The sequence below is a fragment of the Mixta sp. Marseille-Q2659 genome, assembly GCF_940807255.1.
GTDB lineage: Bacteria > Pseudomonadota > Gammaproteobacteria > Enterobacterales > Enterobacteriaceae > Mixta.
The window spans coordinates 1-13,679 of sequence record NZ_CALNWY010000022.1; the positions used below are offsets into that span (position 1 = coordinate 1).

General features: G+C 52.4%; 13 protein-coding genes and 2 pseudogenes. 10 read left to right on the forward strand and 5 right to left on the reverse strand.

What is annotated here, in order from left to right:
• The first annotated feature begins 550 nt into the window (after positions 1–550).
• A complete protein-coding gene (locus P3C52_RS14815; protein ID WP_275555743.1) occupies positions 551–1,441 on the forward strand; it encodes a YfjP family GTPase in 891 nt (296 codons plus the stop codon).
• A gap of 490 nt (positions 1,442–1,931) precedes the next feature.
• Here the strand turns inward: P3C52_RS14815 and P3C52_RS14820 are convergent, their stop codons facing one another.
• Positions 1,932–2,882 carry a GlxA family transcriptional regulator gene (locus P3C52_RS14820; protein ID WP_275555744.1) on the reverse strand — a complete coding sequence of 317 codons (951 nt, stop codon included), beginning with the start codon at positions 2,880–2,882 and terminating at the stop codon, positions 1,932–1,934.
• 310 nt (positions 2,883–3,192) lie between these two features.
• Between P3C52_RS14820 and P3C52_RS14825 the strand changes: the two genes are divergently transcribed.
• Positions 3,193–4,002, forward strand: a complete 810-nt coding sequence (locus tag P3C52_RS14825; protein ID WP_275555745.1) for an SDR family oxidoreductase — start codon at positions 3,193–3,195, stop codon at positions 4,000–4,002.
• Positions 4,003–4,022: 20 nt separating this feature from the next.
• Positions 4,023–4,301, forward strand: a pseudogene (locus P3C52_RS14830) (carboxymuconolactone decarboxylase family protein); the annotation flags it as partial.
• 10 nt (positions 4,302–4,311) lie between these two features.
• On the opposite strand, the gene P3C52_RS14835 reads toward P3C52_RS14830, so the two are convergent.
• A protein-coding gene (locus tag P3C52_RS14835; RefSeq protein WP_275555746.1) for an IS3 family transposase occupies positions 4,312–5,480 on the reverse strand; the annotation gives its coding sequence in 2 pieces (ribosomal slippage) (positions 4,312–5,231 and positions 5,231–5,480; 1,170 coding nt in all).
• A 72-nt stretch (positions 5,481–5,552) separates the two neighbouring features.
• Between P3C52_RS14835 and P3C52_RS14840 the strand changes: the two are divergent.
• Positions 5,553–5,735, forward strand: a pseudogene (locus P3C52_RS14840) (aquaporin); the annotation flags it as partial.
• Positions 5,736–5,768: 33 nt separating this feature from the next.
• Here P3C52_RS14840 and P3C52_RS14845 read toward each other — a convergent pair.
• The gene (locus P3C52_RS14845) at positions 5,769–6,266 is read right to left on the reverse strand and encodes a GNAT family N-acetyltransferase (RefSeq protein WP_275555747.1); all 498 of its coding nucleotides are present in this window, start codon (positions 6,264–6,266) and stop codon (positions 5,769–5,771) included.
• Positions 6,267–6,490: 224 nt separating this feature from the next.
• Between P3C52_RS14845 and P3C52_RS14850 the strand changes: the two genes are divergently transcribed.
• From P3C52_RS14850 to arsC, 3 genes are all read left to right on the forward strand, one after another.
• The gene (locus P3C52_RS14850; protein WP_275555748.1) at positions 6,491–6,844 is read left to right on the forward strand and encodes a metalloregulator ArsR/SmtB family transcription factor; all 354 of its coding nucleotides are present in this window, start codon (positions 6,491–6,493) and stop codon (positions 6,842–6,844) included.
• 91 nt (positions 6,845–6,935) lie between these two features.
• Positions 6,936–8,219, forward strand: coding sequence for an arsenic transporter (locus P3C52_RS14855; RefSeq protein ID WP_275555749.1), 1,284 nt, complete (start codon positions 6,936–6,938; stop codon positions 8,217–8,219).
• Between the two features lie 49 nt (positions 8,220–8,268).
• The gene (arsC, locus tag P3C52_RS14860) at positions 8,269–8,697 is read left to right on the forward strand and encodes a glutaredoxin-dependent arsenate reductase (RefSeq protein WP_275555750.1); all 429 of its coding nucleotides are present in this window, start codon (positions 8,269–8,271) and stop codon (positions 8,695–8,697) included.
• Positions 8,698–8,760: 63 nt separating this feature from the next.
• Here the strand turns inward: arsC and arsH are convergent, their stop codons facing one another.
• Positions 8,761–9,483: an arsenical resistance protein ArsH gene (gene arsH / locus P3C52_RS14865; protein WP_275555751.1), complete on the reverse strand. Its 723-nt coding sequence runs from the start codon at positions 9,481–9,483 to the stop codon at positions 8,761–8,763.
• Positions 9,480–9,815, reverse strand: coding sequence for a helix-turn-helix domain-containing protein (locus P3C52_RS14870; protein ID WP_275555752.1), 336 nt, complete (start codon positions 9,813–9,815; stop codon positions 9,480–9,482). Before P3C52_RS14870 ends, arsH begins: the two co-directional genes overlap by 4 nt.
• 664 nt (positions 9,816–10,479) lie before the next feature.
• On the opposite strand from P3C52_RS14870, the gene P3C52_RS14875 reads away from it, so the two are divergent.
• Genes P3C52_RS14875 through P3C52_RS14885 form a run of 3 tightly spaced genes read left to right on the forward strand, consistent with a single transcriptional unit; the run spans position 10,480 to position 13,651 of the window.
• Positions 10,480–11,100 (forward strand): DNA-binding protein, encoded by a 621-nt coding sequence (locus tag P3C52_RS14875; RefSeq protein ID WP_343252022.1) that lies wholly within the window; start codon positions 10,480–10,482, stop codon positions 11,098–11,100.
• 45 nt (positions 11,101–11,145) lie between these two features.
• A complete protein-coding gene (locus tag P3C52_RS14880; protein WP_275555753.1) occupies positions 11,146–11,424 on the forward strand; it encodes a hypothetical protein in 279 nt (92 codons plus the stop codon).
• Position 11,425: 1 nt separating this feature from the next.
• Positions 11,426–13,651: a P-loop NTPase fold protein gene (locus tag P3C52_RS14885; RefSeq protein ID WP_275555754.1), complete on the forward strand. Its 2,226-nt coding sequence runs from the start codon at positions 11,426–11,428 to the stop codon at positions 13,649–13,651.
• Positions 13,652–13,679 lie beyond the last annotated feature (28 nt).

The window sequence follows — 13,679 nt, forward strand, 5'->3', positions numbered from 1 at the left end:
GGCATCAGGCTGAACGCAGGGGAAAACGGCAAAGCCGCAGCCCGCAGGGACCGGGTGCCGCCGTTTAGCTGTGCGACCCTTGCGTGAAGACGCCCGGGTGCCAGGTTTCTGCACGGCGAAGGGATTCGGGAAACGAAACAGAACGCGGGGGATGAACAGGGTACAGCCCCGGACGGCGGCTTTTCGCCGGTCCGGTCCTTACAGGTAGCCGCCACGCGGCGGCCTGCAGAAGCGCCGGCGCCAGCCGGCTGCAGGGGTTGAGCCCTGCCGTTGCCATCAGACCCAAGCTGGCTGGCCCGGAACGCCATGCGGTCCGGCGGAGCTTACCGGCACTGCCGGTTAGCGCAGTGGGGCTCGACGACCCGGCAACGCCGGGGAGCCGGAGGTGGCCATCAGGGTATTGATACCAGTGTCCGCTTTGTGCCAGAAGCGGACTTGATTAAATTAACATGGAGCAAACCATCACGCTCTGCTCAAGTTTATGTTCTTCATGCCGATAAAGGCAGATAAGTACAGAACACACTTTATAATGATAATAAGGAGTCTATTTATGCAACATAACCATGATTTAAAAAGCGAAACGAACAGAAAAAAAATTAAAGAGCTGGTTGAAAAGAAAGCCAGGGAAATCCGCGGATATACACCACGCGTGGGTGTTTTTGGTGTAACTGGCGTAGGGAAATCCTCCTTGTGCAACGCGCTTTTTGGTAAAGATCTCGCAAAAGTCAGTGACGTAGCTGCCTGCACCAGAGAAGCACAGGAAATGACAATATCGTCAAATGAAAATGGCAGCGGGGGGATAGTTTTAATTGATGTGCCGGGGGTTGGAGAAACCATTGACAGAGATAAAGAATATTTCGAGCTTTACAAAGAGTTATCTCCTACTCTGGATTTAGTTATCTGGGTTATTAAAGCCGATGACAGAGCATATGCTGTAGCTGAAAAAGCGTATAAAGAGATATTGGAGCCAAATAAAGAAAAGTGCCCGGTCTTATTTGTTGTAAACCAAGTTGATAACGTTGCTCCGATATTCGACTACGCAACAGGAATCCCTTTCTGGGATATGCAAGAAAATAAACCTCTGGCCGAACAAGAAGCAAACATCAATAAAAAAGTTACTGAAATCAGTCATGCTTTTGATATATCTACCCGATATATACAAACTGCTTCTGTGACGAGGAAATTCAATATTGTTGAAACAATGGAGAAGATAATCGAGATACTTCCAAACGAAAAAAAGTATTCACTTTTCCGCGAGGCAAAGGAAGATATAAAAAACGAAAAAATGGAAATCGAGGCAGAAACAGGCGTATGGGAAAGCGTCAAAGAATGGGTTGGTGATGCCTGGGAGTCAGTAAAAGAAGTAGTAGCTGAAGTAGCAGTAGAAGTAGCAAAGAGCGTGGGGAAAAAAATTCTCGGCTGGTTCTCGAAAAAATTTTAGTGTCCGGCAACTATCCGCTTATTGAATGTTCCATGTCATAAAAGGATTCAGTAGCCATGTCTATTTTGGCTACTGAATGCATCAACACGATGCTTGCTTTACGATCCCACTTTTAGTTCTGAAGTGATTATTGCTCGGGCGCGTAAGCATCTCGTGTCTTCACTATCAGAGCCCAGCTGGCAGACCCGGAACGCGCTTACGCGGTCCGGCGAAGATTACCGAACTTGCTGGTTAGCGCAGTAGGGTTGACGACCCAGCAGCACTGGGGAGCAGGAAGAAGTCACTGAATTTTTAATGCTAATGTCCGCTTTGTGCCAGAAGCGGACGCATAGTATGTTTATAGGTACAGATATGGGAGGTAGAAGCGCGTAGAACCCCATTCATGAGAATGTCATTTTTACCTTGCATATAGAGTGCTTAGTCTTCCACTGGCTTCGTAGCTTTTTTGAATAACGTTGTGCAGATATTGCTTCAGCTAAAGATAAGGGCGTCAGGATACAGTCGTGTTCTTTCCTGTACGTAATGACTGAGGGGGAATACCATACCCTCGCATAAAAACATCACGCATATGGCGGCGATCCCTGAAACCTGACTCCCTTGCAATCACGTCCAGCGAAAGTCGGCTCTGTTCAATCATCAGTCGCGCGCCTTCAAGCCGCAACCGCTCAATTACCCGGGCCGGAGATTTCCCCATCTCATTCAGAAACAGTCGATTAAGCTGACGGGTACTTACATGTACCGCATCAGCAAGATGTTCAACTGACAACGGCTTGTTGAGATTTTGCCGCACATATTCCAGCGCTATCTGTAAGCGGTCGCTTTTAGGCGACAATGCAAGCAATTCAGAATGCTGGCGCTGGCCACCCGAACGGCGCTGATTCATCACCATACGATGCGCGATATTACGGGCCAGTTCTGTCCCATGGTCTTTTTCAACCATGGCCAGCACCATATCTAACCCGGCCGTCATGCCGGCTGAGGTCCAGATTCGATCATCAATGATGTATATCAAATCGTCTTCAGTCCTGATTGCCGGGTGCAAAACCTTCATGCTGTGCGCATGTGCCCAGTGAGTAGTAGCACGTCTTTCACTCAGCAATCCCGCCTGTGCAAGCACAAAAGCTCCGGTACAGATACCTGCAACACGCCGTGCGTGGCTGGTCTGGTTTTGTAAAAAATTTATTATGCCATCTGTGGCAGGCAGTTTCGTTGGCATAAGCACACCACCAACAAGCCACGTATCAGCTGCCGCTTCGTCAGTGAGCTTCCTGGTGATGATGCTGAGTCCATAAGAGGAATTGACCTCTCCGCCGGCCTCTGAATATACCGTGCAACTGTAAAAATTTTCGCCCAGCACCAGATTGGCAAACTCAAAAATCGTTAGTGTCGATAACGCAAGGGACTGGAACTGCTCGGCGATGATAAGCCCTACCCGGTGCATTCAACTTCCTTCTTTTTAATCAAGATTAAGTGATTCTGACTCAGTTTCGCAGCACCTCAACAAACTGGATGCTTTCACCCTGTCAGGAATAACCAATAATCCATCAAAGACAATAAGTGAACAATCAGAATTCATGATGTCTCGGCCTGATATCCGAATATTAAGCGTAATGACAAGGCCGGGTTGCTGAACATATTAATACCTCATGCAGCAGAAAAAATGTCTGAAATTGTACCCTTCTGCGTCCGTTTTTTTGCCGCTCCTTCCCGTAATCTCAACTCATCCAACACATCATATCGAGGTGAGTAAAATGAACAAATCTTCAAAAGGAACGGCCGTTGTAACGGGTGCGTCAACCGGTATGGGCGCTATTTATGCAGCCCGTCTGGCCAGAATGGGTTATGACCTGATGATTGTTGCCCGCAATCATAACCGGCTTAATCAGATGGCCAGTCACATTACTGGTGACACCGAGTGTAATGTAGAAGTCGTGGCTGCGGATCTGAACGATTCACAGCAACTGGCTGCCCTCGAAGAAAAACTACGTAATGACGCCAGCATAACGTTGCTGGTCAATAACGCAGGCGTTGGCACCCACACTTCTCTTATAGACAGTAATGTTGAGCAGATGACCACGATGATCAATCTCAACGTAACCGCCCTTACCCGGCTAACTTATGCCGTCGTTCCTGGTTTTATAAACCGCGGAAAAGGGGCAATTATCAACATTGCCTCTATTGTCGGAATAGCACCTGAAATCTTAAACGGCGTTTACGGCGGCAGTAAAGCTTATGTGCTGGCGTTTACCCAGTCATTACATCGCGAATTAGCTGATAAAGGCATTCAGGTTCAGGCAGTGCTGCCCAGTGCTACTGCAACACCATTCTGGGAAAACGGTGGTCTGCCGTTAAGCCAGCTTGACCCGGGTATTGTTATGCAGGCAGAGGATATGGTTGATGCGGCTCTTGCCGGTTTCCAGCTTGGTGAGCTGATTACCATTCCTTCCCTGCATGATGAAAGCCGTCTGCAAAACTGGGAACAGGCGCGTCAGGCAATTATTGAAGACTTTTCCCACAACGTGCCCGCAACTCGTTATCAGTCTTCCTCTTCAAAAATTTAAGGCGAGCGAAAGAGGCCAAAATGAATCGTTTATATTCAGCCCCGGAAAGCGAGGCGAGTGGTAAAGCTGCGGCGCTTTTCAAAAGCATCAGACAGGCAGTGGGCAAGGTTCCGAACGCGTATCTTACCATCGGCAGCAATGCGCCCGATCTTCTTGAACAGAATTTACAGCTTAATGCGGTTCTGGGAAAAAGCAGCCTTACCGCGCGCGAACGTGAAGCCATTAACCTCGCTGTCAGTGAAGAAAGCGGCTGTGATTACTGCCTTGCCGCGCATACCCCGCTCGCAGTAAAAGCGGGTTATGAAGTGGTCAACAAAAACTGGCCACCGAGTTAGAGTTTTTCCAGTATCGGTTTTCCGATTCGTTTGGGGGTAACCCACCGTTATAGCCATGCGGCCTTAGCGAGCTGTAATACCCGACGATATAGTCCGTGATCGCATGAGCAGCTTCGCTAAAGTTTATATAACCTGTCACTGGCACCCACTCGTTTTTCAGACTCCGGAAGAAGCGTTCCATCGGGCTGTTGTCCCAACAGTTTCCACGTCGGCTCATACTCTGCCTGATTTGGCAACGCCACAGTAACTGCCGGAACTGCCTGCTTGTATAATGACTGCCCTGATCGCTGTGGAACATTACTCCGGCGGGCTTGCCGCGCGTTTCCCATGCCATTTCCAGCGCTTTAATGGTGAGTCTGCTGTTCGGTGAGAACGACATTGCCCAGCCCACTGGTTTTCTTGCGAACAGGTCGAGAACAACGGCGAGGTACGCCCAGCGCTTACCTGTCCAGATATAGGTCACATCACCGCACCACACCTGGTTTGGCTCTGTTACAGCGAACTGTCGCTCAAGATGATTCGGGATAGCTACGTGCTCATGACCGCCACGCTTATACCGGTGAGTCGGCTGCTGGCAACTGACCAGCCCCAGCTCTTTCATGAGCCTGCCAGCAAGCCAGCGCCCCATCTGGTAGCCTCTCTGGGTTGCCATTGTGGCGATGCTTCTTGCTCCGGCCGAACCGTGGCTGATGCCATGTAGCTCAAGTACCTGACTGCGTAATACAGCCCGTCTGCCGTCTGGTTTTTCAGGACGGTTTTTCCAGTATTTGCAGCTACTGCGGTGAACCCCGAACACGTGGCAGAGAGTGGTCACAGGATAACGCGCCCTGAGTTTCCCGATTATCGAGAACTGTTCAGGGAGTCCGACATCAAGAGCGCGGTAGCCTTTTTTAATATATCGTTTTCCATTTCAATGCGTTGTAGCTTTTTCTTCAGCTCACGTATTTCAATCTGTTCTGGGGTTATAGGGGAGGCTTTAGGTATTTTGCCCTGTCGTTCATCCCGCAACTGCTTTACCCATCGCGTCATGGTAGAAGGACCCACATCCATAGCACTGGCCGCAGCTGCAACGGTGTAGTTCTGATCAAGGACCAACTGAGCGGATTCGCGTTTAAACTCTGCGCTGAAATTTCTTTTTTTCATTGAGGCACCTGTAATGTTCTGAGGTGAGCATATCACCTCTGTTCAGGTGGCCAAATTCAGTAAACCACTTCAGGCGGCCCGCTGACCGGTGCCAGCATGAATCCCGCCCGAAGTTTCGGCCCGGCCTTCGCCATGGGGTACTGGGATAACCAGTGGCTGTACTGGTGCGCTCCGCTGTGCGGCGGTCTGGCCGCCGTCTTCTGCAGTCAGTTCATCATGCAGGATCCCAAAACCGTCTCCGTGGAATCACGTTGATACCCTGGATGCCTCCGTTCAGCGGGGGCATGTTCAGTAACAGATCGCTCGGCTTCTTCGTTCAAAAATCAGAACATCACGCCATACGCCATGCATTTCCCCTATCTTTTCCCGGCAGCCCACTTCCCTGAACCCCTGGCCAAGATGCAGGGCAATGCTTGCCTGATTTTCCGGAAATATGCCGGCCAGCAGGGTCCAGAATCCGGCCTTTTCTGATCCCCTGACGAGTTCCGAGAGCAGTGCTTTGCCCACTCCGGAACCCTGATAGCCGGAACCGACATAAATGCTCAGCTCAGCAACGCCGCGGTATGCATTCCGGCGGGAATAGGGAGATAATGCAGCCCATCCCGCCACACTGTTCTCAAGACAGGCAACATAACGGCATTCCCTGAGATGACTGCTGTCCCATTCCTGCCATTCCGGTGGAGCCACCTGAAAGGTGGCATTGCCGGTAGCAATCCCCTCCTGATAAATCTCCCTGACTGCATTCCAGTCCTCATCGTTCATCTTTCTTATGCTGACTTTTGCCATCTTAACTGTTCCGTCTCTGAGGTTAGATTAAGCAGCTGACAGAAATGGCACCGGCCACGGATTTTAGAGGCGAACCGGGCAGCGAACCCGGACAGTGCTGTCATCCTGTCGTATTACATGAGCCGCACCTCTACTTTGGCCGATTCATATGCATTTATCCATATATATAATTGCTAAACTTTTTCTTTACCGTCACACTGTCTCCTGTCTGAACAGGAGTTAATATGCCACCGCTTACCCCCCTTATGCTTTTCCAGGCTCTTGCTGATGAAACCCGTCTGGCTCTGATCCTCCTGCTGCGTGAAAAAGGTGAACTTTGCGTCTGTGAACTCTCTGCTGTCCTGCAGAAATCCCAGCCGAAAACGTCCCGTCATCTTGCCCTGCTGAAAAAAAGGGGCATCCTGCATGACCGGCGCGAGGGGAAGTGGATCCATTATCGGCTTTCCCCACATATGCCGGCCTGGGCGGCAGCCGTTATTGAGCAGGCTTATCTCTGTCAGCGGGATGCGCTTTTGCAGATGACCCGTCAGGCTGAACGGGATAACGCAACCCCCAACGGCAAACCTGTCTGCATCTGAAAATTTTGCGCTTACATATTCGTTTTTTCGAATATGAGGGCTGTTGCATGACATCGTTTTTAACCGGTTATTGTATTTCAAAGGAGAGGATATGTTTCTGGCAGGTGCGATATTCGTCCTGACGCTGGTGCTGGTTATCTGGCAACCAAAGGGGCTCAGTATTGGCTGGGGTGCGTTTATCGGGGCCGCGCTGGCGCTGGTGACCGGCGTGGTACACCCGGGTGATATTCAGGCTGTCTGGCAGATTGTCTGGAACGCCACGGCCACGTTTATTGCGGTCATTATCATCAGCCTGCTGCTCGATGAGTCCGGTTTTTTTGAGTGGGCTGCGCTGCATGTCTCCCGCTGGGGGGGAGGTAAAGGCAGGCTGCTGTTCACGTATATCGTTCTGCTGGGCGCGGCGGTGGCGGCACTCTTCGCCAATGACGGGGCGGCCCTTATCCTGACCCCAATTGTTATCGCCATGCTGCTGACGCTGGGCTTCAGCCGCGGCGCCACGCTGGCATTTGTCATGGCGGCAGGTTTTATCGCGGACACCTCCAGCCTGCCGCTTATCGTGTCGAACCTGGTGAATATCGTCACCGCGGACTTCTTCAGTCTGGGATTCAGCGAGTATGCATCCGTCATGGTGCCGGTCAGTATCACCTCCGTGGTGGCCACGCTGATAATGCTTCACCTCTTTTTCCGTAAAGACATCCCGGTCACCTATGACCTGGCGAAGCTGAAGGCGCCACGGGAAGCCATTCGTGACATGCGAACGTTCAGAGCCGCCTGGCTGGTGCTGTTTCTGCTGCTGGCCGGTTTTTTTGCCCTGGAGCCGTTTGGCGTCCCGGTCAGCCTGGTGGCAGCGGTGGCGGCATTTATTCTCTGGCTGGTTGCCCGGAAAGGGCAGGTAATTGACACCCGTAAGGTGCTGAGAGGCGCGCCCTGGCAAATCGTCATCTTTTCGCTGGGTATGTACCTCGTGGTATATGGCCTGCGCAACGCCGGCCTGACGGATCACCTCTCAGCCGCCCTGAACCGGTTTGCGGAGCACGGGGTCTGGGTTGCCGCACTCGGCACTGGTTTCCTGACGGCCTTTCTGTCATCGGTGATGAACAACATGCCTACCGTCCTGGTCGGTGCCCTGTCCATTGATGGCAGCACGGCTCAGGGCATGGTGAAGGAAGCGATGATTTACGCCAACATCATCGGCTGCGACCTCGGCCCGAAAATTACCCCCATTGGCAGCCTCGCCACCCTGCTGTGGCTGCACGTACTGGCGCAGAAAAACATTACCGTGAGCTGGGGCTACTACTTCCGCGTGGGCATCGTGATGACCCTGCCGGTGCTTTTCGTCACGCTGGCCGCGCTGGCCCTGCGCCTGTCTGTTTAACCTTGACCCCGGGGCTGCGTCTGCGCAGCGCCTTAACGGAGAACCGCTTATGACCGACATTACCATTTATCACAATCCCGCCTGCGGGACGTCCCGCAACACTCTGGCGCTTATCCGCAACAGCGGCACTGAACCCACGGTAATTCTGTACCTTGAGACACCGCCGCCGCGTAATGAACTCGTAAAACTGATTGCGGACATGGGTATCAGCGTACGTGCCCTGCTGCGCAAAAACACCGAACCGTATGAGCGGCTGGGACTGGCAGAAGACCGGTTCAGCGATGATGAACTGCTCGACGCCATGCAGGCTCATCCCATCCTCATTAATCGCCCGGTGGTGGTGACCCCGCTCGGCACGAAACTCTGCCGCCCGTCCGAAGCGGTTCTGGACATTCTGCCCGACCCGCAGCAGGGAGCGTTTACCAAAGAGGACGGAGAAATGGTCATTGATGAACACGGTAACCGCGTCAGCCACTGACCCTGCATGAGGCTGCAGGTATAGCGGGTGTGAAAAACAAAAGCCGGCATCTGCCGGCTTTTTTTATATGCTGCGCTGATTGACCCGCTCCGAGAGCTGCGCGGCACTCTCCTTTCTCTCGCTGTAGCGGTCGGTCAGATAATCGTTTCGCCCGCGCGTCAGCAGGGTGAACTTCAGCAGCTCCTCCATAACGTCCACGATGCGGTCATAATATGGCGAAGGCTTCATGCGGCCATCTTCCTCAAATTCAGCCCAGGCTTTTGCCACGGATGACTGATTCGGGATGGTGATCATACGCATCCAGCGCCCCAGAATGCGCATCTGGTTAACGGCGTTGAACGACTGCGAGCCGCCGCAGACCTGCATGACGGCCAGGGTTTTCCCCTGCGACGGGCGGACCGCCCCTGATGTCAGCGGTATCCAGTCAATCTGCGCCTTCATGATGCCGGTCATGGCACCGTGACGCTCCGGCGAACACCAGACCATGCCTTCTGACCAGAGCACCAGTTTGCGCAGCTCCTCGACTTTCGGGTGCGTCTCCGGGGCGTCGTCGGGCAGCGGCAGGCCCGACGGATTAAATATTCTTACCTCCGCACCCATGGCCGTCAGCAGGCGCGCAGCCTCTTCGGTTGTGAGCCGGCTGTAAGAGCGTTCCCGCAGAGAGCCGTAGAGCATCAGAATACGGGGCGGGTGCGCCACCTCTCCGGCCTTCAGTTTTTCTTCCGTCAGCGGCGCATCGAGGAGAGTCGGATCGATATTGTTCAGGACATCATTTACGTTATTCACACGGGAGTCTCTTTATGGGAAATCTCGGTAGACAGGCGGCAGCCACTGCCGCCGGCGCAGCACTCTTCCGTCAGAAAGGCCATCAGCTGCTCGAGCTGCGCATAGCAGGGTCTGCAGAACAGGGTGCGACTCTGCCGCTCCTGGCTTATCAGTCCGGCGGACATCAGCGCAGAAATATGATGGCTGAGCGTGGAGGCCGGAATACCAAGGCGCTTCTGCAGAACGCCGACCGGCAGGCCGTCATGACCCGCTCTGACCAGCTCCCGGTAAACACCAAGACGCGTCGGGTGCCCCAGTTCCCGTAGGGCGCTGGCTGCGGTTTTTATATCCATGCTGCCTCCGTTAACTATAATTCCAGAATAATGGAAATTTTTCTGACGTAAAAGTTTTTGCAGGAAAAGGAGCGTTACTTTCCTGAAATATGCAACTGAACCGGACGCGTATGCCTGAGCATCATGGAAATTACGGACATAAAAGTAAAACGACGATTTAAACAGCGCACTGGTTATATCCGCAAGCTATATGGAAAACGGCCCCCCCCACAGAACGGTATGACATTATCTTTACAGCTGCCGGCCCTCATCGGGCAGCTGTTAAATACTGTGATGGCTCACTTCATTGACTTCCGAAAACTTCCCTTCACTGGAAATACACGAGCAAAACCATAATCATGTTATTGATTTAAATAGTAAAACAAAAAAACAGCCTGAATTATTCTCATCTTCTGACTTCTGCCATTTTAACCCGTTTTTCGGATCCCGCCGCGGCTCCGGAGAAAGGATTCTGAATCTTAATTCTTTGAATTTCATGCTGCTGCGCCAGCCACCGACTATGACAGAAAACGGATCTGACCGGGAAAACGAGTATGTTTTGTATGTATGGTATTAGTGTATGTATTATATGTATTGTATGTATATTTTATATTATGTGTATTGTTTATTTTTTCCCCACAGCGTACAATCCGCTCACTGACCCTTTATTAACCCGGTGCCCATCATGAACACACTGCCCCCTGAAACCGTCCGCCGTATCGAGGACGCCGCCGCCGCCCTCATCGCCGCCGGCAACCCGAACCCGACCAACGAGCAGGTCCGCCAGCACCTTGGCGGCGGTTCGCTGTCGCATATCTCTCCGGTGATGCGCGCGTTCCGCGCCCGCCAGCGTGAGCAGGCCGCTGAACAGACCACGCCTCTGCCGCCTGAGCTGGCGCAGCTGCTGACCGGCCAGCTCAGGCTGCTGTGGCAGGCGGCCGTAAAACAGGCCGACGCCGGGGCGCTGGCGGCGCGCGAGCAGGCTGATGCGGATATTGCGCAGGCCGACCGGGAGCGGGAGGAGGCGCAGGCGGCAGTGGCCCGGCTTGAGAGCGAGCTGGCGGTGCTGCGCGAGGTGGTGGCCGAACGTGACCGCCTGCTGCAGGACGTCCGGGAACTGCGGAATGAGGCGCTGCCGCTGCGCGAGCAGGTGGCCCGCCTGACGGCAACCGGTGAACACCTGACGGCGCAGCTGGCGGAAACGAAGGCGGAGCTGAAGGGCGCCCGGGAAGAAAACCGCACCTTGCAGGCCGAGCTGCTGGCACTCGCCCGGGCGGAGCCGAAAGGCGGGAAGGTTGCAAAATGAGAGACGTCCCGCCTGTTCCTGACCGTGACCGGCAGCGAGTTTGTTATGCCGTTTGGCTGGGAACCGTTCGCCGAGCTGCTGCGCCTGCTGACAGTGTATCACCACCATCCGGGCGTCATTTCGCAGGGCTGGCAGGGGCATGGCGTGATGTTCTCGCCCCGTGCCACCACGGTCGGCGAGGTGATCCCGGGACTGTATGCGCTGCGGGTGTTTATGTCAGAAGAGGGGTTTGCAGTGCTGGCCGGGGATTTTGTGGCGCGCTGCGAACGCGGGGAGCTGCATCAGACGCTGGAAAGCCTGAGTTGTATTTACGGGAATTTGTAAAATGACTGATATTAACGCAATGAGGCTGGATCAGTCCGTTACCTGCGAGGAGCAGGATCGCTATGGCTTCCGCTATGTCGCTGCACAGCTGGCACAGTCCGTTCAGGACATCGGTCGCGAGGGTAGCGCTGTTATTGGTATTGAGGGAGCCTGGGGTTCGGGTAAAACCAGTCTGCTGAACTTGCTGCGTGCGGAGCTGGAAAAAAAGAAAAAGAATAATACCTTTGTGCTGAATATTTCCCCCTGGCTTGAGGGCTCCGGGACCAGTCTGGTGGAATCGCTGCTGATACCGGTGGCGAGTATTATTGCCGCTGAGGAAGAGCGCCGTCTTTCTCCTGATGAGCAGAAAAGCCTCAAAAGTAATAAAGCTTTGACCCGGACCGCCAGAGTAATCATGGACTACACGAGAGTGACTGCACGGTACTTGTCTCCGTTGGCTCAGGTTGCGGCGATGATCCCGGGCATGCCAGATGCCAGCGGCGCACTGGATGCTCTGGCTGACACTATGTGGCTTAAAGAGAAGGGAAAAACCGCAGCGGAGCTGCGCAACCAAATCGCAGATAAAATTATTGGATTGGATTTGAGCTTTATTGTACTGCTCGATGATCTGGACAGGCTGGAGCCCGCGCAGGCTGTTGAGGTTGTACGCCTGGTTAAATCCGTCGCCGATTTTCCGCGCTTCCGTTACATCCTGTGTTATGACAAAGCCGTGTTGTCGCAGGCTATAAAAAGGGGGCTTGGCGTTGAAGATGGTGAACTTTATCTCCAGAAAATCGTACAGATTTCGTTCAGCTTGCCGAGACCAGAATCTTTCGATTTGCGGCGTGAATTTCTTTCCGGCGTTGTCGGGTTATATAAAACGGTTAACGGCAGCCTTCCGGACAAAGAAGTTATCAATGAACTGAAAAGGGTGACAAATATCTACGGTGCTGCACTGAAAACACCCCGTGAAGTACAGCTGGCTCTGAATAATTTGCGGTTCAGATACAGCGGAATACGTGATTACGTTTATTTGCCGGATTTGTGCTTTCTGCAGTTGATCCGCACCACCAACCCCGGATTGTATGACTGGACAGAAGAATATCTTACAGAACGGGCCATCGTGGAATCCGGTGACGGCAGTGTAAGTGAGGAAGAACAAAAACTCCTGACTGAAAATTTGGTTGAGTACCTGTCTCGTTTTCGATCTTCAGAAGCTAAATCTGTAAACAGCCTGAAACACTGGGTGCCGGGAATTTCGGGGTTCCAGACTACTGTACATACGTTGTTCACTCCAACAGGCGATGAAGAGAAAGCAATGATGACAGCAAATCGCCGTCTGGGTAGCACAGTATACTGGCGTTATTACTTTGCATTTTCATCACCTCAGAACGTTCTGCCACCCACGTATTTTGATGAACTCTTCCGTAAAAGTAGTCATCCCGAAGAATATACGGCGATGACGCAGGAACTCCTGTCCAGGATTAACAGCAATGGAGTGTCCTCACGTACCTGGTTCGAACATATCATGAGTCAGCTGACCTGGCCGATGATAAACGAGCGTACAGCCGCAGAATGTTCTGGTCTGCTGAGATTCTTTTTCGATGAGGGAGATGAAATACATGGACGCTATCGCCGTAGAAATCGCTGGTTTTCCCAGTATGACCTTGATGTAAACAGAGTGGCTGATCGCCTTCTGAAAAGAATACTGGATATCGACCGGGCAAAGACGATGGAAACTCTGCTTTCACTTACGATGAAAGGAAACGCCTGCGTCTGGATTTCACATTATATCCGCGATTTGCTATGGAATAATGGGCTGGTTGGTAATCGGGCAAAGCCGAAACATGAGCGTGTACTGAAAGATGATGAACTGAGGTCTGTTCGTCATCGCTTTTGCAAACGCCTCAACAACAGTGAACTGGAATTTCTGTTTGAGCGGGAGGGTGAGCTAGGTGGCTTTATCTGGGCTTGGAAGGATATTGCAGGTCCCGAAACAGTTATTTCCTGGATTGCTCAACAAATTAACAGTGATAAAACGTTTCTGATGTTGTTACTAAGCCTGCGTTCTCACATTATCTCCAGTGCAACAGGACACTATCTGGCACTAGATATAAGGGAAATAGCTCATCTGTTTGGAGGAGAGGGTAAGATCCTGAGAAGACTGGAACGCATTGACTTAGAAGATAAGTTCCCCGATCTGGTAAAAGAAGTCAGGGCTGCTATCGAGCTTAAAAAGTCATTCTGACGACTCTGGCATGTTTATATTTGAGTTC

What these genes read in the sequence shown, in the direction of transcription:
- P3C52_RS14880 (WP_275555753.1), top strand. Translation starts at nt 11,146, where the DNA reads ATGCCGTTTGGCTGGGAACCGTTCGCCGAGCTGCTGCGCCTGCTGACA.
- P3C52_RS14815 (WP_275555743.1), top strand. Translation starts at nt 551, where the DNA reads ATGCAACATAACCATGATTTAAAAAGCGAAACGAACAGAAAAAAAATT.
- arsC (WP_275555750.1), top strand. Translation starts at nt 8,269, where the DNA reads ATGACCGACATTACCATTTATCACAATCCCGCCTGCGGGACGTCCCGC.
- P3C52_RS14870 (WP_275555752.1), bottom strand. Translation starts at nt 9,815, where the DNA reads ATGGATATAAAAACCGCAGCCAGCGCCCTACGGGAACTGGGGCACCCG.
- P3C52_RS14850 (WP_275555748.1), top strand. Translation starts at nt 6,491, where the DNA reads ATGCCACCGCTTACCCCCCTTATGCTTTTCCAGGCTCTTGCTGATGAA.
- P3C52_RS14825 (WP_275555745.1), top strand. Translation starts at nt 3,193, where the DNA reads ATGAACAAATCTTCAAAAGGAACGGCCGTTGTAACGGGTGCGTCAACC.
- P3C52_RS14855 (WP_275555749.1), top strand. Translation starts at nt 6,936, where the DNA reads ATGTTTCTGGCAGGTGCGATATTCGTCCTGACGCTGGTGCTGGTTATC.
- P3C52_RS14875 (WP_343252022.1), top strand. Translation starts at nt 10,480, where the DNA reads ATGAACACACTGCCCCCTGAAACCGTCCGCCGTATCGAGGACGCCGCC.
- P3C52_RS14820 (WP_275555744.1), bottom strand. Translation starts at nt 2,882, where the DNA reads ATGCACCGGGTAGGGCTTATCATCGCCGAGCAGTTCCAGTCCCTTGCG.
- P3C52_RS14885 (WP_275555754.1), top strand. Translation starts at nt 11,426, where the DNA reads ATGACTGATATTAACGCAATGAGGCTGGATCAGTCCGTTACCTGCGAG.
- P3C52_RS14845 (WP_275555747.1), bottom strand. Translation starts at nt 6,266, where the DNA reads ATGGCAAAAGTCAGCATAAGAAAGATGAACGATGAGGACTGGAATGCA.